This is a genomic window from Runella defluvii, assembly GCF_014195535.1.
Classification (GTDB): domain Bacteria; phylum Bacteroidota; class Bacteroidia; order Cytophagales; family Spirosomataceae; genus Runella; species Runella defluvii.
Map to the genome: position 1 here is coordinate 1 of NZ_JACIBY010000016.1, position 22,260 is coordinate 22,260.

Genomic DNA, 22,260 nt, shown 5'->3' on the forward strand with positions numbered 1-22,260 from the left:
ACGAACAGTGTAACGGTCAATGCCAAACCAACAGTCAGCACACCATCAACAAGTGTGTGTGTTGGAAGTACCATCACGTTGAGTCCAACAAGCGGCGGTACATGGACAAGCAGCGACGATAGCAAAGCGACGATAACGAATGCAGGCGTAGTAACGGGTGTAGCTGCGGGTAGTGTGACGTTTACGTTCACGGAAACAGCGACAGGGTGCAGTGCGACAACGAACAGTGTAACGGTCAATGCCAAACCAACAGTCAGCACACCATCAACAAGTGTGTGCCTTGGAAGTACCATCACGTTGAGTCCAACAAGCGGCGGTACATGGACAAGCAGCGACGACAGCAAAGCGACGGTAACGAATGCGGGTGTAGTAACGGGAGTTTCCGCGGGCAGTGTGACGTTTACGTTCACGGAAACAGCGACAGGTTGCAGTGCGACAACGAGCAGCGTGACGGTCAATGCCAAACCAACAGTCAGCACACCATCAACAAGTGTGTGCATTGGAAGTACCATCACGTTGAGTCCAACAAGCGGCGGTACATGGACAAGCAGCGACGATAGCAAAGCGACGGTGACGAATGCGGGTGTAGTAACGGGAGTGTCCGCGGGTAGTGTAACGTTTACGTTCACGGAAACGGCGACAGGGTGCAGTTCGACAACGAGCAGCGTGACGGTGAAGGCATTGCCAACGGTCAGTGCGTCATCGACAAGTGTGTGCGTCGGTAGCACCATTACTTTAAGTCCAACGAGCGGTGGTACATGGACAAGCAGCAACAATAGTAAAGCGACGGTGACGAATGCGGGTGTAGTAACGGGAGTCTCTGCGGGCAGTGTGACATTTATGTTCACGGAAACGGCGACAGGGTGCAGTTCGACAACGAGCAGCGTGACGGTGAAGCCCTTGCCAACGGTCAGTGCGTCATCGACAAGTGTGTGCGTTGGAAGCACCATTACTTTAAGTCCAACAAGCGGCGGTACATGGACAAGTAGTAATGATAGCAAAGCAACGGTAACAAATGCGGGTGTAGTAACGGGTGTAGCTGCGGGTAGTGTGACGTTTACGTTCACGGAAACGGTGACGGGTTGCAGTGCGACGACGAACAGTCTAACGGTCAATGCCAAACCAACAGTCAGCACACCATCAACAAGTGTGTGCATTGGAAGTACCATCACATTGAGTCCAACGAGCGGCGGTACATGGACAAGCAGCGATGATAGCAAAGCGACGGTGACGAATGCAGGTGTAGTAACGGGAGTGTCCGCGGGTAGTGTGACGTTTACATTTACCGAAACCGCCACGGGTTGCAGTTCGACAACGAGCAGCGTAACGGTGAAGCCCTTGCCAACGGTCAGTGCGTCATCGACAAGTGTGTGCGTCGGTAGCACCATTACTTTAAGCCCAACGAGCGGTGGTACATGGACAAGCAGCGACGATAGCAAAGCGACGGTAACGAATGCGGGTGTAGTAACGGGAGTCTCGGCGGGCAGTGTGACGTTTACGTTCACGGAAACAGCGACAGGGTGCAGTGCGACGACGAATAGTGTAACGGTCAATGCCAAACCAACAGTCAGTGCGCCATCAACAAGTGTGTGCATTGGAAGTACCATCACTTTGAGTCCAACGAGCGGCGGTACATGGACAAGCAGCGATGATAGCAAAGCGACGGTAACGAATGCGGGTGTAGCAACGGGAGTGTCCGCGGGTAGTGTAACGTTTACGTTCACGGAAACAGCGACAGGGTGCAGTGCGACAACGAGCAGCGTAACGGTCAATGCCAAACCAACAGTCAGCACACCATCAACAAGTGTGTGCCTTGGAAGTACCATCACGTTGAGTCCAACGAGCGGCGGTACATGGACAAGCAGCGATGATAGCAAAGCGACGGTAACGAATGCGGGTGTCGTAACGGGTGTAGCTGCGGGTAGTGTAACGTTTACATTTACCGAAACCGCCACGGGTTGCAGTGCGACGACGAACAGTGTAACGGTCAATGCCAAACCAACAGTCAGCACACCATCAACAAGTGTGTGTGTTGGAAGTACCATCACGTTGAGTCCAACGAGCGGCGGTACATGGACAAGCAGCGATGATAGCAAAGCGACGGTGACGAATGCGGGTGTAGTAACGGGAGTCTCTGCGGGTAGTGTGACGTTTACATTTACCGAAACCGCCACGGGTTGCAGTGCGACGACGAACAGTGTAACGGTCAATGCCAAACCAACAGTCAGCACACCATCAACAAGTGTGTGTGTTGGAAGTACCATCACGTTGAGTCCAACGAGCGGCGGTACATGGACAAGCAGCGACGATAGCAAAGCGACGGTAACGAATGCGGGTGTAGTAACAGGAGTTTCTGCGGGTAGTGTGACGTTTACGTTCACGGAAACGGCGACAGGGTGCAGTTCGACAACGAGCAGTGTGACGGTGAAGGTATTGCCAACGGTCAGTGCGTCATCGACAAGTGTGTGCGTCGGTAGCACCATTACTTTAAGCCCAGCAAGCGGCGGGACATGGACAAGCAGCGATGATAGCAAAGCGATGGTAACGAATGCAGGCGTAGTAACGGGTGTAGCTGCGGGTAGTGTGACGTTTACGTTCACTGAAACGGCGACAGGGTGCAGTTCGACAACGAGCAGCGTGACGGTGAAGACACCTGTGGTTCCAACGTTTAATCAACTAGGGCCGTACTGCCCAATGGCTGCACCAGGGCTTCTTCCGTTAACCTCATTAAATGGAATAACGGGAACGTGGAATAGCGCAATTAGTACAGCGGCTGTCGGTACAACTACTTATACATTTACTCCTACAGTGGGGCAATGTGCTACGACAGCATCTATGATGGTTCAAGTAAGCTCTTCAGTAACTCCGACATTTACACAAATAGGCCCTTATTGTCAAGGAGTTACTCCTGTAGTTTTACCTACGACATCAGAAAATGGAATAACGGGAACGTGGAATGCTGCCATAAGTACGGCAAATGTAGGATTGACCAGCTATACGTTTACGCCAGCTGTTGCTCAATGTGCAGTCCCAACCACGATGAATGTCTTAGTCAATTCGCTTCCTACTGCTATGCTAACTGGTACAACAACCAGTTGCTCGAATGCCACTCCCGTTGAACTTCGATTTGTGGGAGCTAATGGAAGCTCGCCATACACGTTTGTTTACAAGATTAACAATGAAAACCAACAAAATATAGTGTCGTCTGGAAGTGTTGCTACGATTCAACATCCAACGGTAAATGCTGGTAGTTACGAATATACGCTGGTTAGTGTGATGGATGCCAATGGATGTAGCCAAGTTCAAAACGCAGTGCTGACAGTCATTGTACAGGGAAAACCAACCGTGACCCTCAATCTTAACGGTACTGTACTCAAAGAAGGAGATAAGTTAGAACTTTGTGACACGGATGCCAATCCAGTTAATGGTTTACAGTTTAATGTTTCGGGTTCGTGTGTAACAGGAGCACCCGTTTGGCGGGTTCAAGTTGGAAATGGTGCCTGGAGCAGTTGGTTAACCAATCCGCCAATTTCCCAATCGTCCAATAACCAGATTCACCGATACCAAGCTGCTTGCGATGCCAATTGTAATTCTACTTTTACCAATCCAATTGAGGTAATAGTAAATTACCGTGCTTCGGTTCCTCAAAATGTGTCATTGTTGGCTGATGGAGTAACGGTAAACCCAGGCGAGACCAAGGAGGTTTGTAATGCAGAAGGAAACACTTTGACGTTCAACGCGACTTGTGCATCGGGAGAAGTGCTACTTTACTCAGTAGATGGCGGTGATTACAGCAGTGTCGTTCCAACGCAATTGGTGGACGGTCAGTACCACAATTACCGCGTACGTTGCCGTAAATCTGACGGAACTACCTCGTGTGTAGAATCAGAATCAGGAGTGATGCGTTTGCGGATAACGATTGTACCAGCTCCTCCTGTAGCCAGCCTGAATGTTACCAGTGGTTGTGGTAGCCCCGTGGCATGGGTTGGCACGGCCAACTGCGGAGGGACTACTTCTATTTGGTACAATGCGACTACAAACATAGCCTTGTCTAATTTGCCCACAACAACGCCTGAAGCAACGACGTCGTATTATGTACGTTGTCAAGCTGACGGGGGATGTTTGAGTGAAAAGAGCAACGTTGTGACTTACACAGTTATAGCTGTAAGTACTGCTCCAATCGTTACAACAAGCGCGGAACTAGTGTGTACGGGAACGGAAGTGACTGTTTCGACAAATTGTCCAGCAGGAGCTACACCACTTTGGAATACGGGAGTGGTAACACCTTCGTTTAAAGTCTCATTTGCCAACGTAACCCGTCAGACTTACACCGTTCGTTGTATTTACGAAAATAGTTGCCAAACAGCTGTAAGTTTACCAAAATCGGTAGCTTGGAAAGCATTTGAATTGACATTTATCAACATTGGCCAAAGCAAATCAGTGGTAAAAACCAACGACCGCGCGGCGTGGGCAAGCCAGTTTGTTACAGCTGACGGTGGCCCTGAATTGGAACAAAGTACGCAGCAAAACCCGACGTTATATTACGTAGAAAATGCCAACAAAGTAGCCCCTCGTTATTGGACGATTAACGTGGATGCGTGCGCGCTGGGGACAAATGGCTCGTTAACGTTTGATATGTTGGCCACCCCCGAGACGGGTGTCATTCGTTCGTTCAATACGCACGAAAATAACGCCCCCTACTTTATGTACGCCAACCGTGAGGGCTGGACGGAATTGTACGCCCAAAATCATCCTGCTTACGGCTTCTATCAAGATAATGGCGCGGGTGGAAACGTCTATGACGAAGGCTTACCAAAGGGGCTTTACAAACTAAGCGTACGTTACTGGGACCAGAAGGGTTGGGGAAGCATTTATCCTTCGACGCGGAAGCCGCAAGGCAACGTGCTGGCGTATCAAGAATACTGGTTCCGAATCCAGTCGAAAGATGGGGTAGGTGTGGGCGCAGCGAGAACAGCGGAGAGTTGGGGGCAGGAAGGGGCAAGTGGCAACAAGCAAAGGGCAACAAGCAAAGGGCAAGGGTCGGATAACGGACAACAGCTAACCGATAACGGCGCCTTCGCCACGGTTCTCCCCAATCCCGTCACTAACGTCCTTCGCTTGAAAGTGCATGAGAGCAAGGGGCAAGTAGTCCAAACTTCGTTGATGGATGCTTCTGGTCGGGAGGTAGTACACCGTCAATTTATGCCAGAGACGAATACCCATCAAGAAGAGTTTGGCGTTAGCGAATTGCCGACGGGGATGTACTTCTTGAAAGTATCGACGGCTGAAAACCAAGCAACTTTAAAAGTTGTAAAGATACACTAAGGGTACTTGGCATTATTGCTAAATCTGAGCAGGGGGTAGGGGAGCGTTAAAAATCTCCATTATCCCCTGTTTTGTTATTTTAAGTAGGAGTGCAAAAGTTTTAGGGTATTTGTTTTGATATAATTCGTCGATTTTGAACGGATAACTTGTGTTTTAGCACTTATGAGGTAAAAGGGAGGTTTTGGGATAATTAGTATTCGGTTATGGCTTTGATTATCAGGAAGAAATAGGAGAGAAATAAGGGGTTGATGAGAAAAGCTCCTTGATAAATAGAAGAACTATTCCAAGGTAAATGTTATTTTTGGAATATAATTTATTTTGATACGTGTGACTGACTCAAAACTAAATCAAAAATTGTTGAGGATGTCCCGACTTGTGGTTGTAATAAGTTGGGTAATCATGTCGAGTACGCTGCAACTGAACGCACAGCAGGCTTTTTCAGTGAAACAGAAGCGAGTACGTTTTTTGATTGATTTATCGTACCAATTTGTCGGCAACGATTTGTCAAAACGCTACCAATCGCAGTTGGACAGCGTGCAAAAAGTTGCCGCCAACGAAAGTGATGAGCGCTCGCTGGCCTATCTTGAGGTTATTCAATTACGGATGAAAAAAGAAGAAGCAACCCAAGAAAAAGAAATAAAGAGGTATGCCGCGCAATTGGAGAAAATCACAAAAATAACTCCCTATGACGATTTAAAGGCATATTATTTCTTTTGGAGAGGTTCGGAAGCATTCGATAATAAAGACTATACGACGGGGTTGCCACTGCTGTTCAAAGCTCGAAAATTGTTGGAAGAAACCTACTATGGCAAGTACCCTCCAAGCATTTATTATTACATTGGCTTTTTTTCTATGTATTACTTTTTTGAGGACTATAAAATGGCCGCTCTACAGTGCCAAATTGCGCTCAAAGAACCCCCTAATGCGGTGTTTTCGCCTATGGGGATATACAATAACTTGGGGCTTTGTTACCTTAAAATGAAGCAATATGACGAAGCAGAAAAGGCATTTAAGCAGGGTATTGACGCAGCAAAAGTACAGAAACATTATAACTTTGAAGTATTGCTAAGAGGCAATTTGGGGAATTTACTTCGACTGCAAGGCAAGTACAAAGAAGCGCTTCCGTATTTATACGAAGAGGCGAGGGTCAACGAAAAGGCCATCCCTGAGAATGCGGTTATCAGCCGATTTTATATCGCTAATGCGCTAATCATGCTCGACTCACTTGAGAAAGCTAGGACATTTTTGAGGCCGCCTACGATGCCAATGCCAATTTGGACTTATCCAACGTATGATTTGATTCACTATGAGACTACGGCTTTGTATTATACCAAAATGGGCAATTTTAGCCTAGCCAGCCGTTTTAAAGATTCCTTATTGACGTTGAAAGACTCGTTAAAAATTAAGCTAGATTACAAAAAAGTGGTGGTGTTGGAAAGTAGCTTGCAAGCCGAAAAATACATCAATGAGCGCAGGACTTTGCAATCGGATGTGAAAAATGAACGTATAGTTAGAAACGTGATTATTGGTTTCCTATTCCTGTTGTTTTTGGGAATTGTTTATTGGCTCAATGAGCGAGGAAAGCAAGAAAAACGCCTTCAAATGGAAAAGCGCCAGCGGGCGGAAGAAATGTTGCGTCATGCGAATCAGCAATTAGAACAGTACTTGGTGTATATCAAAGAAAAAAATGTGTTGATTGAGCAAATTTCTGCCCAAATGAAGGAAGAAGAGGAACCGAAACTGGAGCCAGATGTGGCTGAAACGACCTTGAATAATCTTCAGAAAAGTATCTTACTGACGGAGAAAGATTGGACTGAATTTAAGTCGCTATTTGAGCAAGTTTTTCCGTATTTTTTTGAAAATTTAAGCAAAAAATATCCCGATTTAACAGCGGCTGAAGTGCGACTCACCGCGCTCGAAAAACTCAATTTAACGGATAGGGTGAAAGGAAATATGTTGGGGATTTCGGCAGATTCTGTCAAAAAGACCCGGTATCGCCTACGAAAAAAATATCCTACATTGATTGAAAACACCCCTTTATAGAAAAGCTTTACTGATTAAAGTGGGGGTATATTTTACTTTTGAAAACCAAGAATAGGGGATTGAAATTGCTGGTTTTGTTTGTAACATCTTGTTTGTGAGTAAATTGTAAATTGTCCACCCCTTTTGTCCACCCTTTAAAATAGCATATTTGACAAAGAGGTTTTTGATTTGTACTGAATCAAAAACGTCTATGTTGAACTCGCTTAAATGGTATTTATTTCCCTCTAAAGCCCTGAGTCTATTACTATGGATTGGAATAGTAGGTACTTCATTTCCTGCACGGGGGAAGAAACACATACCGTTGTATGTGAGGGAGATTGTCAATCAGCCCGTTGAAAATCGTCTTAATTATTTTTTCAATATGTATTATGATTGGCAAAAAGTACAGGAAGATTTTAAACGAATGGATAGCCTAAGTAAAATTGCAAGGGAGCTAGGTGATAAGCAATTATTAGCGTATTCTGAAACAGCAAGACATACTTTTACCTACTTATTAACTTCCGACTCAACAAAAAAAGAACGAGTTTTTGAAAGGGGAGAAAACTATGTACTATCTTCTAGTAATAAAGAACTAAGAGCGATGTATTACTATACAATTGGAATGTACTTTTTTTATTCAAATGAAACAAAAAAAAGCATTCAATTTATATACAGAGCTAAACAGATTTTAGAAGATATGAATTATTATTCGTTTCGACATGCAAGTTTTTACTATGAAGGTTTTTTTTCATTCTATTATTACTATCAAGATTATAACAAAGCCATGAGATATTGTCAATTGGCACTAAAGAGCCCGTACAAAACTTTATATCTTCCTGCTGATTATCACGATAATATGGGGTTGTGTTACCTCAAAATGAACCAATACGATAAAGCGGAGACTGAATTTAAAAAATCTATTGAACTGGCTAAGAAAACCAACGATACTGTGCTGGAAAGTGTTGCTATTGGAAATTTAGGAATTAACTACTGGTTTAAAAAGAAATATGCAGAAGCACTTCCTTTGCTTAAACTTGACGTAGAGATGACTAAAGAGTCAATTCCTTTGAATTCAGCACAATCCCGATTGTACGTCGCTTGCTGCTTGATAAAGCTTGATTCGCTTGAAGAAGCAAAAAAATACTTACCAACGTATAGAACCAAAGACGAATATTGGAGGAAGGGGTATAATCGGCTGGTTTATATGACATTAAGCCTATATTACGACAAAATAAAAAAATATGAACTTGCTTCAAGTTACAAAGATTCACTTTTAGCTGTGAATGATTCAATAAAAATAGAAAAGGATATTACTAAGATAAAAGCATTTGAAAGCCAACTGGAAGCTGAGAGATTTTTAAATGAAAAAAAAGAGATAGAGGTGAATTCTAATTATGAAAGACGTTTGAGAAATGTTATTATTATTGGGTTGATTTTGTGTTTTATATTGATTATTTTATGGTTTAATGACCATCGAATTCAAGATAAAAAGATTGCAGAGGTTGAAAATAATAAAATTCAAAGAAAACTTAAACAAGCGAATGAGTTGTTGGACAAATATGTAAACAATTTAAGAGAAAAAAATGAATTAATTGAAAAGATATATACGCAGATAAAGAAAGACGTAGTGCTTGATGTCGAGATAAACGAGGCTGAAATAACGTTAAAGTCACTTCAACAAAGTATGTTACTTACTGATAACGATTGGGTTTCTTTCAAGTCAGTTTTTGAGCAAGCATTTCCTGGCTTTTTTGACGAGTTAAAGAAAGAGTACCCTGAGTTGACAGCAGCTGAAATTCGACTCACTGCGCTGGAAAAACTTAATTTGACGGATAAAGTGAAAGGGAATATGTTGGGCATTTCCGCCGATTCGGTGAAGAAATCACGCTATCGAATTCGTAAAAAATACCCCACTTTAATCAAAGATATCTCCACTGCTTCGGCTGTCTAAACGTATTATTTGTGAAAGACGTATAGGCAAATGCGTAATTTTAATGCCCCTGCTTAGTATTTTGAGGAGGCTATTATAGAAGCTAATATAAAAAGAGGGCCTTTTTAGCGTACTGATAGTCAGTAGATTACAAGTTGTCCACCCCCATTGTCCACCCCCTAAAATAGCTTTTTTGAGGGCAGTATGTCTATTTTGTATAAGTACTTAACACATATACGTCCATCGAATTTTATGAAAACTTTTACTTTCCGTTTTTTGGTGCCCTTCCTATGCTTCATGCCCATGCTATTGCGTAGTCAAAGAGTGATGGTGACTTGGAATGCCAGTGTCAGCCGTGATTGGAATGTAGCGGCAAACTGGACGCCGAGTGGTGTTCCAACTGCGGACAAAGATGTGGTTATTGGTTATACGTCAGAAGTAAACTCTCCCATCATTAAGGTGGGAACAGCAGCGGTAGCCAATAGTGTGCAAGTGGAACTTGGGGCTCGATTAACAATTGAAAGTGGAGCAAGCCTTGCCATTGATGGAGGTAGGCCTTCTCCGTCTCCTTCCGCTTCATTTGTAAATTTAGGTATAGTCGAAAATAGCGGAGTTATTCGAATAGACCCATCGAGCAGTAGTGTTTCGTATGGTATCTATACACAAGACGCTGATGCCTTTCCTGGGAAATTTACCAATAAGTCAGGGGGTGAAATTTACATTGATGGAACTACCAGTGCGGGCTTTGATGCCTACGGTGCGCTGTTTGTCAATGAAGGTAAGGTATTTATTGGAAGCAATAAAACAGTGGGGACGTACGGTTTATTAAATACAAATGCAGTTGAGAATAAAAATGGGGGAGAAATTTATCTTTATAAGTTTTCAACTACTGGGCTTAACACAGATAGCTTTTCGAATTTTACCAATGCTGGAAAAATAGTTATTGATGCTGATAATTTAACTAACTCAACTGGGATTGATAATGATGGTAGTATGACAAACCAGTCAGGTGGAGAAATTTATATTGATGGAGTCGCTAGGTTTGCTTTTTCTCACAAGAAAGGTACTTTTACCAATGCTGGAAAGCTAGTTATAGGTGCCAATGACTTAACGGGTATCCGTGCTTTCTCAAATAGTGCTGATGCTGTTGTGAATAATACAGGGGGAGAAATTTATATTGATCGATTTACTAGTGGGGGCATTGGGTTGGAAAATTTTGGGAGTTTTACCAATGCTGGGAAGGTTGTGGTCGGGTCCAATAGTAGCACATCGGGCGGAATTGGCATAAGTAATCAAAGTAGTTTCCTCAATCAGTCAGGGGGGACAATTGCTATTGACCGAACTTTGAATAGTGGATTATCAAACGGCAAGGGTACGTTTACAAACGAGGGGAGCATAACAATTGGAGCCAATGCGTTAGTTGGATTCTATGCTATCTTAAACAGTGCGACGTTTAATGACAACGCAGGGGGGAAGATTTTTCTTGATCAAAGTAGTAGGGCTGGGTTAATGAATGGCTCTTCTGGTAATTTTACTAATGAGGGTAACCTAGTGATTGGAGCCAATGGTAATGTAGGAGTAGATGGTGTACAAAATGACGCAACTTTCGCTAATAAACCGTGCGGGGAATTGAGGGTAATGAGGGGTAAATTAGGAAATCTAGCTAATAAAACATTGACCAATACTGGATTGGTGTATGTGGTAAATGAACTAGATAATCAAGGAACATTTACTAACAACGGAGTGCTTCGTTATGGAACACTTTCGGGGTCAGTGACCAACACCTCCGCTTCGTCAGTCATTGTGAACAGCTACCCCACCACGCCCATTTTTAGCTTCGGAGGTTCTTACAATGGCTCTATCAACATTTATTCGGATGAAGCGGCGACTCAATCGGCTGGTACCTTTAGTTTACCCAATAATTTTACTCCCTTGACGTCGTTTCCGACGGGCACACGAACGCTTTATGCCAAAATTACCAACGGAGGGTGTAACTTTGTTGTACCTTTTAACTACTTAGTTTGTAACATTACACTTGTAGCAGGAAGTATCACAAATCCTACTACGTGCGGCGGAAATCAAGGAAGTATTGCTTTCACTACGACTAATTTGCCAAATGGCACTAATTATGCACTGAGTTTCACAACGACCTCGACAACCACAAGTCCCAAAAGTGTGAATGTCGCAGGAAACAATTTTACGTTGAGCGGACTTACAGCAGGTACCTACAGTAATTTTATGCTTACGGCACTGGGCTGTACTATTCCTCTTACTACCTCAAAGGAATTGACGGATCCTCCGTTGCCAACCGTAACGATCGTCGGTAACAACAGTCCCATTTGTTCAGGCAAGGACGCTATTTTCACAGTCAAAGGAACCAGCGGTGCTACGCTGACCTATATAATTACAGGACTTGAGGAGGACCAAACCCTACTTTTGAATGGAAACAATCAACAGCTGACACTTCCTAATGCTGTTGCCGATGTTAACTTAATCCCCATCGGTATAGCGAAAGATAACTGTACTGTGTTTATCGTAGATAATAGTACGGTGACAGTGAACCCTTTACCAACGGCCACGATTTCGGGCGGGACGGCGGTTTGTAAAAATGCTAGTTCACCCAAAATCACCTTTACAGGAGCGGTGGGGACAGCGCCATACACACTCACGTACAAAATCAACAACGGTTCTGAGCAGTCGATAACGACCACAAACGGTAGCAGCGTCAGCCTAGATGTACCGACGAATGAATCGGGCACATTTGAGTACATTTTGTTAAGTGTCAAAGATGGTTCATCGACGGCGTGTAGTCAAACGCAAAGTGGCAGTGCGACAGTGACGGTAAATGCGTTGCCGACAGCAACGATATCGGGAATGACGACGGTATGCCGAAATAGTACTTCACCCAAAATCACTTTTACGGGGGACAAAGGAACAGCGCCTTATACATTTACCTACAAATTGAACACGGGTTCCGAACAAACCGTAACGACGCAGAATGGAAGTAGCGTAAGCCTAGACGTACCGACTGATGCAGTAGGCGAGTTTGTTTATACGTTGATAAGTGTTAAAGATGCAACGACGACGGCGTGTAGCCAAACCCAAAGCGGCAGTGCGACGGTGACGGTAAATCCATTGCCGACTGTGACGATAACTGGCACAACGGCGTTATGCCAAAATAGTCAGTCGCCTAACGTTACATTTACGGGTTCAAATGCGACGGCACCTTACACGTTTACTTACAAAATCAACGACGGCACTCCCCAAACGGTGAAAACAACGAGTGGCAACAGTGTGACGGTGTCAGTCCCGACGGGTACGGCGGGCGAGTTTGTGTATAGTTTAGTGAGTGTATTGGAAAGTTCATCGACGGCGTGTAGTCAAACCCAAAGTGGCAGCGCGACAGTGACGGTAAATGCGTTGCCGACAGCAACGATATCGGGAATGACGACGGTATGCCGAAATAGTACTTCGCCCAAAATCACTTTTACGGGGGACAAAGGAGCAGCGCCTTACACATTTACCTACAAATTGAACACGGGTGCCGAACAAACCGTAACGACGCAGAATGGAAGTAGCGTAAGCCTAGACGTACCGACTGATGCAGTAGGCGAGTTTGTTTATACGTTGATAAGTGTTAAAGATGCAACGACGACGGCGTGTAGCCAAACCCAAAGCGGCAGTGCTACGGTAACGGTAAATCCATTGCCGACGGCGACGATAACTGGCACAACGGCGCTATGCCAAAATAGTCAGTCGCCTAACGTTACATTTACGGGTTCAAATGCGACGGCACCTTACACGTTTACTTACAAAATCAACGACGGCACTCCCCAAACGGTGAAAACAACGAGTGGGAACAGTGTGACGGTGTCAGTCCCGACGGGTACGGCGGGCGAGTTTGTGTATAGTTTAGTGAGTGTATTGGAAAGTTCATCGACGGCGTGTAGCCAAACGCAAAGTGGTAGTGCGACAGTGACGGTAAATGCGTTGCCGACAGCCACCATTTCGGGCACGACGACGGTATGCCAAAACGTACAGTCGCCAAGCGTTACATTTACGGGCTCAAATGCGACGGCTCCTTACACGTTTACCTACAAAATCAACGATGGATCCCCCCAAACGGTAAAAACAACGAGTGGCAACAGTGTGACGGTGTCAGTCCCTACGGGTACGGCGGGTGTGTTTGTATATAGTTTGGTCAATGTATCGGAAAGTTCATCGACAACTTGTAACCAAACCCAAAGCGGCAGTGCGACGGTAACGGTGAATCCGTTGCCAACTGCCACAATAACTGGCACAACGGCGCTATGCCAAAATAGTCAGTCGCCTAACGTTACATTTACGGGTTCAAATGCGACGGCACCTTATACGTTTACTTACAAAATCAACGACGGTACTCCCCAAACGGTGAAAACAACGAGTGGCAACAGTGCGACGGTATCAGTCCCGACGAGTACGGCGGGCGAGTTCGTGTATAGTTTAGTGAGCGTATCGGAAAGTTCATCGACGGCGTGTAGCCAAACCCAAAGTGGCAGCGCAACAGTGACGGTGAATCCGTTACCGACAGCGACGATTTCGGGCACGACGACGGTATGCCAAAACGTACAGTCGCCAAGCGTTACATTTACGGGCTCAAATGCGACGGCTCCTTACACGTTTACCTACAAAATCAACGATGGATCTCCCCAAACGGTGAAAACAACGAGTGGCAACAGTGTGACGGTGTCAGTCCCGACGGGTACGGCGGGTGTGTTTGTATATAGTTTGGTTAATGTATCGGAAAGTTCATCGACAACTTGTAACCAAACTCAAAGCGGCAGTGCGACGGTAACGGTCAATCCGTTGCCAACTGCCACAATAACTGGCACAACGGCGCTATGCCAAAATAGTCAGTCGCCTAACGTTACATTTACGGGTTCAAATGCGACGGCACCTTATACGTTTACTTACAAAATCAACGATGGCACTCCGCAAACGGTGAAAACAACGAGTGGCAACAGTGCGACGGTGTCAGTCTCGACGGGCACGGCGGGCGAGTTTGTGTATAGTTTAGTGAGTGTATCGGAAAGTTCATCGACAACTTGTAGTCAAATCCAAAGTGGCAGCGCAACAGTGACGGTGAATCCGTTACCGACAGCCACCATTTCGGGAACGACGACGGTGTGTCAAAATGGAGCATCGCCCTCCGTGACTTTCACGGGTGCAAATGCAACGGCTCCTTACACGTTTACCTATAAAATCAATGATGGCGCAGCCCAAACGGTGAAAACCGTTAGCGGAAATAGTGTAGCAGTAGCTATTCCAACCGATGTGTTTGGAGTGTTTAAGTATAGTTTAGTAAGTGTGTCGGAAAGCTCATCAACGAGTTGTAGCCAAGCCCAAGGTGGTAGTGTGGAAATAAAAATACAAAGCAAACCAACAATTACGTTAGCAACGCTCCAACAAACCTTGAACGAAGGCAACAGCCAGACGCTCTGCGATATAGATGCGAATCCAGTGAATAACCTACAGTTTACGGTTACAACGGGGTGCGTCGTAGGCGCTCCCGTCTGGCGAGTGCAAGTGGGAAATGGAGCATGGAGCGACTGGTCAACCAATCCACCAGTTTCTCAACCTTCCAATAACCAACTTCACCGCTACCAAGCGGCCTGCGATGCCAGTTGCCCTAGTACGTACACGAGTGCGATTGAAGTAAAGATTAATTACCGTGCCTCAACGCCCCAGCAAGTGTCTTTGATAGCGGATGGAATTACGGTAATTGAAGGCGAAAGCAAAGATATATGTAATGTGGAAGGCAATGCCTTGACGTTTAGTGCGACTTGTGCGTCGGGTGAGGTTGTGATTTACTCAGTGGACGGAGGAGATTACAGCAGCATTGTTCCTTTGCAATTAGTGGATGGTCAATTCCACAATTACCGCGTCCGCTGCCGTAAATCAGATGGTACGCTTTCGTGCATCGAAACGGAGTCAGGAGTAATGAGAATTCGAATAAACAGTGTTGGCCAGGCTCCCGTGGCAAGTTTAAACGTGACAAATGGGTGTGGAACGCCCGTGGCGTTTAGCGGTACGGCCAGTTGCGGTAGTTTGGCGATAGTCTGGTACAATGCGTCAACTAACGCGGCGCTACTTGCCTTTCCAAGTCAAACGCCCAACGAAACGACCTCGTATTACGCTCGTTGCCAAGCGGGTGGTGGTTGTTTGAGTGAAAAAAGCAATACAGTGACTTATACCGTGATACCCGTGAATGTAACGCCTGTGGTGAGTGTAAGTGCCGAAGTAGTTTGTACGGGCGTGGAAGTGACGGTCTCAACGACCTGTCCTGCGGGTGCTAAAGCAGTTTGGAATACGGGGGTGGAAGGGCCTAGTTTTACGATTGGTTACTCAAACGTAACTCGTCAGCGTTTCACGGCTTTTTGCAAGTATGAAAACGGTTGCCAGAGCGGAATAAGTGCGGCAAAAGAAGTGAGTTGGAAAGCCTTTGAATTAACGCTGATTAACATTGGCGAAAGCAAATCAGCCATAAAGTCTAACGACCGCGCGGCGTGGAGTAGCCAATTTATCACCCGAGACGGTGGCCCTGAATTGGAGCAAAGCACGCAGCAAAATCCGACCTTGTATTACGTAGAAAATGCCAACAAACTAGCTCCACGTTACTGGACAATCAACGTGGATGCTTGCGCCTTGGGGACGAATGGCTCGTTGACCTTCGACATGTTGGCGACGCCCGAAATGGGCGTACTTCGCTCATTTAATACCCACGAAAACAACGCACCCTACTTTATGTATGCCAACCGTGACGGCTGGACGGAATTGTACGCGCAAAACCATCCAGCCTACGGTTTTTACCAAGACAACGGAGTGGGGGGAAACGTATATGATTCTGGGTTACCGAAAGGTTTGTACAAATTGGGTATTCGTTATTGGGATATGAAAGGCTGGGGCAGTATCTATCCATCGACGCGGAAACCTCAGGGCAACGTGTTGGCCTATCAAGAATACTGGTTTAGAATCCAGTCGAAAGACGGAGTAGGAGTAGGTGCGGCGCGTGCAGCTGAGAGTGGGGAGCAAGTGGCAAAGGGCGAAGGGCAAGTTGTTTCGGATAACGGACAACTGATAACCGATAATAGCGCCATCGCTACCGTTCTGCCTAACCCAGTTTCAAATGTACTTCGCTTGAAACTGCAAGAGAGCAAAGGGCTAGTAGTGCAAACTTCGTTGACTGATGCCTCAGGACGGGCAATTTTACATCGTCAATTTGTGCCCGAAACCAACACGCACCAAGAGGATTTTGGGGTAAGTGAGCTGCCGAAGGGAATGTATTTCTTGCAGGTAAAATCAGAACGTACCCAAAGCACTTTAAAGATTATTAAGCTTTAAACAAGATTAGCTTCAGACAATTTTAGAGGTATTTATTCACGAAAAGGCACCGATAGAGATTTCGGTGCCTTTTCGTGTTATTGGGTTTTAGAAGGCTGAGGCACTCGTTCTTTTCAATACTGGTTAGATATTTAGTGTACGGTTAGATGGGTTTGGTGTACAAAAAAAGGTAGTTCATGGATTGTAACTTTTTCTTCTTGCATATCTGTTGTTAATAGACATATATTTGTTGGATATATTGCTTTAAAATGGTATATATTTTTTTCTTAAAAAATTGTTTTATTCTCATTTTTTAACTATGTCCAAATTTTACTTGCGTGTATTTTGGTATCTGGTATTTTGCTGCTTATTAGGCATGGCACAAGCTCAGACTACAACTCAACAATCATCCAATTCCTCGGCTAGAGCGGCTGCGACTTGTACGTTTACTCCCAAGAATATTACAGTAACCTCTGTAAAGTGTATTTCGGCAGGAGCATATGTTCCAAATGGACAAACAAATGGAACGTATACTTGGGTTAGTACGCCAATACCCTCTAAAGCGATTTATTGGAATAACACAGAGGCAAGATGGGAAATATCGTATTATGGCCTTCCTGTCGCATTCAATACAACTGGATCAATAACAAATCTCCCATGTTCAAACTGGCAAACAGAGGGGACTGAAGATGAAAACTGTGGTAGCATTTCTTTATCGGGCGGTTGTGGCTCATTAGTGGCTCAGACGGTTGCGCCAGCCGCAAGTATTGCTGCTAATCCTGGTACAACGATTAATGCAGGGACAAGCGTTACGTTTACAGCTACCCCTACCAATGGCGGTACAACTCCCTCCTACCAGTGGAAGAAGAATAATACAAATGTAGGAACCAATAGTGCGACCTACTCAGACGCTACTTTGGCAAACGGAGATAAAATTAAGGTGGTGATCACCAGTAGCGATGGCTGTGCCTCACCTTCGACAGCCACTAGTAATGAGCTTACGATGACGGTAAATGCGGTTCCAGCGGCTTTGTGTATTACAACGGAGTGTACGGGGGTAAGTGGAAATTATACCAAAGGAAGTGATTATAATGGTCGTCCTACCTATACTAGAGGCGGTTACTCCATTTTTCAAGCAGACCAAAGCTGGTTTTTAGTTTCTGGTGAAGTGGGCAATCGTACCGATATTGTGTACGAAGCACTTTCTACAGCTCAAGTACCCCCTACTGTGGGTTGGGGAAGCAATATTTGTGAAGACATTGACATTACAATCGACTTGGCGGCTTGCCCATGCGTGAATCCAACGGCGTTTACCGTATCAGGCGGTGGAAGTTATTGCGCTGGTGGAACGGGTAACTTTACGGTTTCTTTGAGTAATTCAGAAACGGGAATTAATTATCAATTGAAAAATGGTAGTAACAACGTTGGCCCTTCCAAAGCAGGAACGGGTGCTGGGCTTGCGTTTGAAAATGTCTCTGATGCAGGAACTTACACTGTGGTGGCTACCCGTGTAGTGGGTGGTTGTTCTGTTACCATGACAGGAAGTGCGACAGTGTCAGTTATTAGCCTTCCAAGTTCGTTTAACGTCACAGGCGGCGGTCCATATTGTGCAGGAAGTGCAGGTTCTGAAGTGGGGTTAGCGAGTTCACAAACGGGCGTAAATTATCAACTCAAGAAAGGCGGAAACAATGTAGGAAGTGCGGTAGAAGGAACGGGCAATGTTATTTCTTTTGGTAACCAAACAGAAGCAGGTACCTATACTGTAGTAGCGACCACAGCAACAGGAGGTTGTACTTCGACCATGGGAGGCAATGCAGTTGTGAGTGTGATAACCTTGCCGACAACTTTTACAGTTACAGGTGGTGGCAGCTTCTGTTCGGGCGGAACAGGTGTAGTAGTTGGCCTGAGTGGTTCGGAGTCTGGCGTAAGTTACCAACTAAAGAAAGGCGGAACAAATGTAGGAAGTGTCGTACCAGGTACAGGCAGTGCGCTTTCGTTTGGTTTGCAGATAGCCTCTGGAACTTACACAGTGGAAGCCTCGAAAGCAGGGGCAAGCCCAGCGCGCATTGGTGTGGGAGCAGGGGCTCCACCAACAGCTACCACGTGTACGCAAGCGATGACAGGGAGTGTGGCCGTAACGGTGATTAGTTTACCGACGGCGTACAACGTGACAGGCGGTGGTCCTTACTGTGCAGGAAATGGAGGTTCGGTAGTAGGTTTGGCGAGTTCGCAAACGGGGGTAAACTATCAATTGAAGAAAGATGGTAGCAATGTAGGCAGTGTCGTTGCAGGGACAGGTAGTGCGTTACCGTTTGGGAATCAAACGGGAGCAGGCATCTATACGGTAGAAGCCACCACAGCTACGGGCGGTTGTGTTGCCAGTATGAGCGGTAACGTGGCGGTGAGTGTAGTGACTCTACCCGTGACCTTTACTGTGACAGGTGGGGGCAGCTACTGTTCGGGTGGAACAGGGGTATTGGTTGGCTTGAGTGGTTCGGAATCTGGCGTAAGTTACCAATTGAAGAAAGGCGGTAATAATGTCGGCAGTTTGGTAGCAGGTACAGGTAGTTCGCTTTCGTTTGGGGTGCAGACGGGAGGAGGCACTTACACGGTGGAAGCCTCGAAGGTAGGCGGTAGTCCGACGCCAGTGCGTATAGGAGGTGCTGCCGCGCCTACGCCAAGTACGACCACGTGTACGCAAGCGATGACAGGGAGTGTGGACGTAACAGTGATTAGTTTACCAACGGCTTACAGCGTGATAGGTGGCGGTCCAATTTGCCCAGGCGACGCAGGGGTGCCTATCAGTTTGACTGGTTCACAGACAGGGGTCAATTACCAATTGAAGAAAGATGGTAGCAATGTAGGCAGTGTTGTAGCAGGGACGGGTAGCGCGATTTCGTTTGGGAATCAAACGGTAGCAGGAGTTTATACAGTCGGAGCTACTACTGCAACGGGTGGTTGCGAATCGATGATGATTAGCAATCAGATGGTTATTGTAAAATCAGCCCCCGCAGCTTTCAGCGTAACAGGGGGAGGTAATTTCTGTCAAGGTGGAGTGGGAGTATTAGTAGGTTTGAGCGGTTCAGAATCGGGGGTTACCTACCAATTAAAGAAAGACAATGAAGTCATTGGAAGTGCTGTAACAGGAACAGGAAGCACCATTTCGTTCGGTAGTCAAGTAAGTACGGGTACATATACGGTAATAGCGACAAAAACGGCCACTTCTTGTACGAGCAATATGACGAGTAGCGCAGTGGTAGCCTATTATACGTTGCCTTTGGCGACCCTAAGTGGCACGACGACCGCTTGTAAGGGCGGGGCATCATCGATACTAACGTTTACAGGAAGTAACGGGACATCCCCTTACACGTTCAGTTATCAGTTGAACGGAGGAACAGTACAAACCGTGACGACAACAGGCGGCAGCTCGACAGCGACGGTGAGTCAATCGAGTAGCGCAGAAGGCGTATATAATTATACGTTGGTAAGTGTGAGCGATGCGAACTGTTCACAAACTCAGAGTGGCAGTGCGGTGGTTAGGGTTCAGACTAAACCAGTAATCACGTTAACAACGCTCCAACAAACCTTGAATGAAGGCAACAGCCAGACGTTCTGCGATACGGATGCGAATCCAGTGAATGGATTGCAGTTTGCTGTTACGGGGTCGTGTGTAGTAGGAAATCCCGTTTGGCGAGTGCAAGTGGGAAGTGGGGCATGGAGCGATTGGTCAGCGACAGCACCAGTTACCCAATCCTCGAATAACCAACCTCATCGCTACCAAGCTGCGTGCGATGCGAGTTGTGCAGTAACTTATACGAGCCCGATTGAAGTGACCATCAACTACCGCGCATCTGTTCCACAAAATGTATCGTTGTTAGTCGATGGCGTGGTGGTGAATGCTGGTGAAACGAAGGATATATGTAACGTGGAAGGAAATGCGATTACGTTTAATGCTAGTTGCGGTGTGGGAGAGGTATTGGTTTATTCGGTTGATGGTGGGGATTACACGAGTGTGGTTCCGACGCAGATGGTGGATGGTCAGTACCACAATTACCGCGTACGTTGTCGCAAATCGGACAATGTACATTCTTGTATAGAAACGGAGTCGAATGTGCTTCGTTTTCGCTTAACGAGTATGTCGATGGTGCCAATGGCGAGTTTAAATGTGACTAGCGGATGTGGTTTGGCAACAAGTTTTATAGGTACATCAAATTGCGGTTCAATGAGTACAATTTGGTACAATGCGGTAACAAACGAAGCATTAGCAGGTTTACCAAGCCAAACACCGAGTGAAACGACCTCCTATTATGTTCGTTGTCAGGCGATTGGTGGTTGCATGAGTGAAAAGAGTAATGTGGTGACTTACACGGTGGCTTCGGTGAGCGAGGTGCCAGTAGTAGTAGTAAGTGCCGACGTGGTATGTACGGGAGTAGAAGTGACGGTATCGACGAGTTGTCCTGCGGGGTCGAGTGCTTTGTGGAACACTGGAGTTACGGAGAATAGCTTCAAGGTATCGTTTGCGAATGTGACCAAGCAGAGTTATTCGGTACGTTGTGTGTATGCGAATGGTTGTCAGAGTAGTGTAAGTGTTACAAAGGAAGTAATGTGGAAGGCGTTTGAGTTGACGCTCATTAACATTGGAGAGTCAAAGTCGGGCATAAAGACGAATAGCCGTAGCGCTTGGGCCAATCAATTTGTGACGCCAGACGGTGGTCCAAGTTTAGATCAAAGTACGCAAGAGAATCCGACGATGTATTTTTCAGAGAATTTGAACAAGACGGCTCCCCGTTATTGGACAATTCACGTGGATGCGTGTTCATTGGGCGAGAGTGGCTCATTGACGTATGATTTATTAGCCGTTCCCGAAACAGGCATTGTACGTTCGTACAACACCCACGAGAACAGTGCGCCGTATTTTATGTATGCCAACCGTTCAGGCTGGACGGAGTTGTACGCGCAAAATCATCCGCTATATGGTTTTTATGAATCGAACGGGGCAGGTGGAAACGTCTATGACGAAGGATTTCCGAAGGGCTTGTATAAGTTAGGGATACGTTATTGGGATATGAAAGGCTGGGGCAGTATCTATCCATCGACGCGTAAACCCCAAGGCAATGTCTTGGCTTACCAAGAATACTGGTTTAGAATCCAGTCGAAAGACGGAATTGGTGTGGGAGCTGCGAGGACGGAGAGAGGGGAGCAAGTGGCAAAGGGCGAAGGGCAAGTTGTTTCGGATAACGGACAACTGATAACCGATAACAGCGCCTTCGCCACCGTTCTGCCTAACCCAGTTACAAATGTACTTCGTTTGAAAGTGCAAGAGAGCAAAGGGCTAGTAGTGCAAACTACATTAACTGATGCTTCAGGACGGGCAATTCTACATCGCCAATTTGTGCCCGAAACCAACACACACCAAGAGGAGTTTGGGGTGAGTGAGCTGCCGAAGGGAATGTATTTCTTGCAGGTAAGTACGGCTAAACACCAAGCTACCCTGAAAGTAGTGAAGGTGGAGTAAGTAATGAGTAAAAAAAAGTAAAGGCTATCCCTAATCTTAGGGATAGCCTTTGTCGTGAATAATTATTAGTTGTTTAAAATGAAAAATAGTCTTTTTTGATTTTTTCGGT

Annotated in this window: 5 protein-coding genes; all 5 read left to right on the forward strand. The window is 45.8% G+C overall.

The window, feature by feature from the left end; translation table 11 throughout:
- The coding region (locus FHS57_RS26305) for an Ig-like domain-containing protein (RefSeq protein ID WP_183978946.1) at window positions 1-5,325 on the forward strand (5,325 nt) is incomplete at its 5' end.
- A 363-nt stretch (window positions 5,326-5,688) separates the two neighbouring features.
- Window positions 5,689-7,368 (forward strand): tetratricopeptide repeat protein, encoded by a 1,680-nt coding sequence (locus FHS57_RS26310; RefSeq protein ID WP_183978948.1) that lies wholly within the window; start codon window positions 5,689-5,691, stop codon window positions 7,366-7,368.
- A 190-nt stretch (window positions 7,369-7,558) separates the two neighbouring features.
- Window positions 7,559-9,298, forward strand: coding sequence for a tetratricopeptide repeat protein (locus FHS57_RS26315; RefSeq protein WP_183978950.1), 1,740 nt, complete (start codon window positions 7,559-7,561; stop codon window positions 9,296-9,298).
- A gap of 231 nt (window positions 9,299-9,529) precedes the next feature.
- Window positions 9,530-16,657 (forward strand): T9SS type A sorting domain-containing protein, encoded by a 7,128-nt coding sequence (locus FHS57_RS26320; RefSeq protein ID WP_183978952.1) that lies wholly within the window; start codon window positions 9,530-9,532, stop codon window positions 16,655-16,657.
- A gap of 715 nt (window positions 16,658-17,372) precedes the next feature.
- Window positions 17,373-22,151, forward strand: a complete 4,779-nt coding sequence (locus FHS57_RS26325; protein WP_183978954.1) for a T9SS type A sorting domain-containing protein — start codon at window positions 17,373-17,375, stop codon at window positions 22,149-22,151.
- Window positions 22,152-22,260: the final 109 nt, after the last annotated feature.

Coding starts and splice junctions, on each gene's coding strand:
- FHS57_RS26310 (WP_183978948.1), top strand. CDS start 5,689: ATGTCCCGACTTGTGGTTGTAATAAGTTGGGTAATCATGTCGAGTACG.
- FHS57_RS26315 (WP_183978950.1), top strand. CDS start 7,559: ATGTTGAACTCGCTTAAATGGTATTTATTTCCCTCTAAAGCCCTGAGT.
- FHS57_RS26320 (WP_183978952.1), top strand. CDS start 9,530: ATGAAAACTTTTACTTTCCGTTTTTTGGTGCCCTTCCTATGCTTCATG.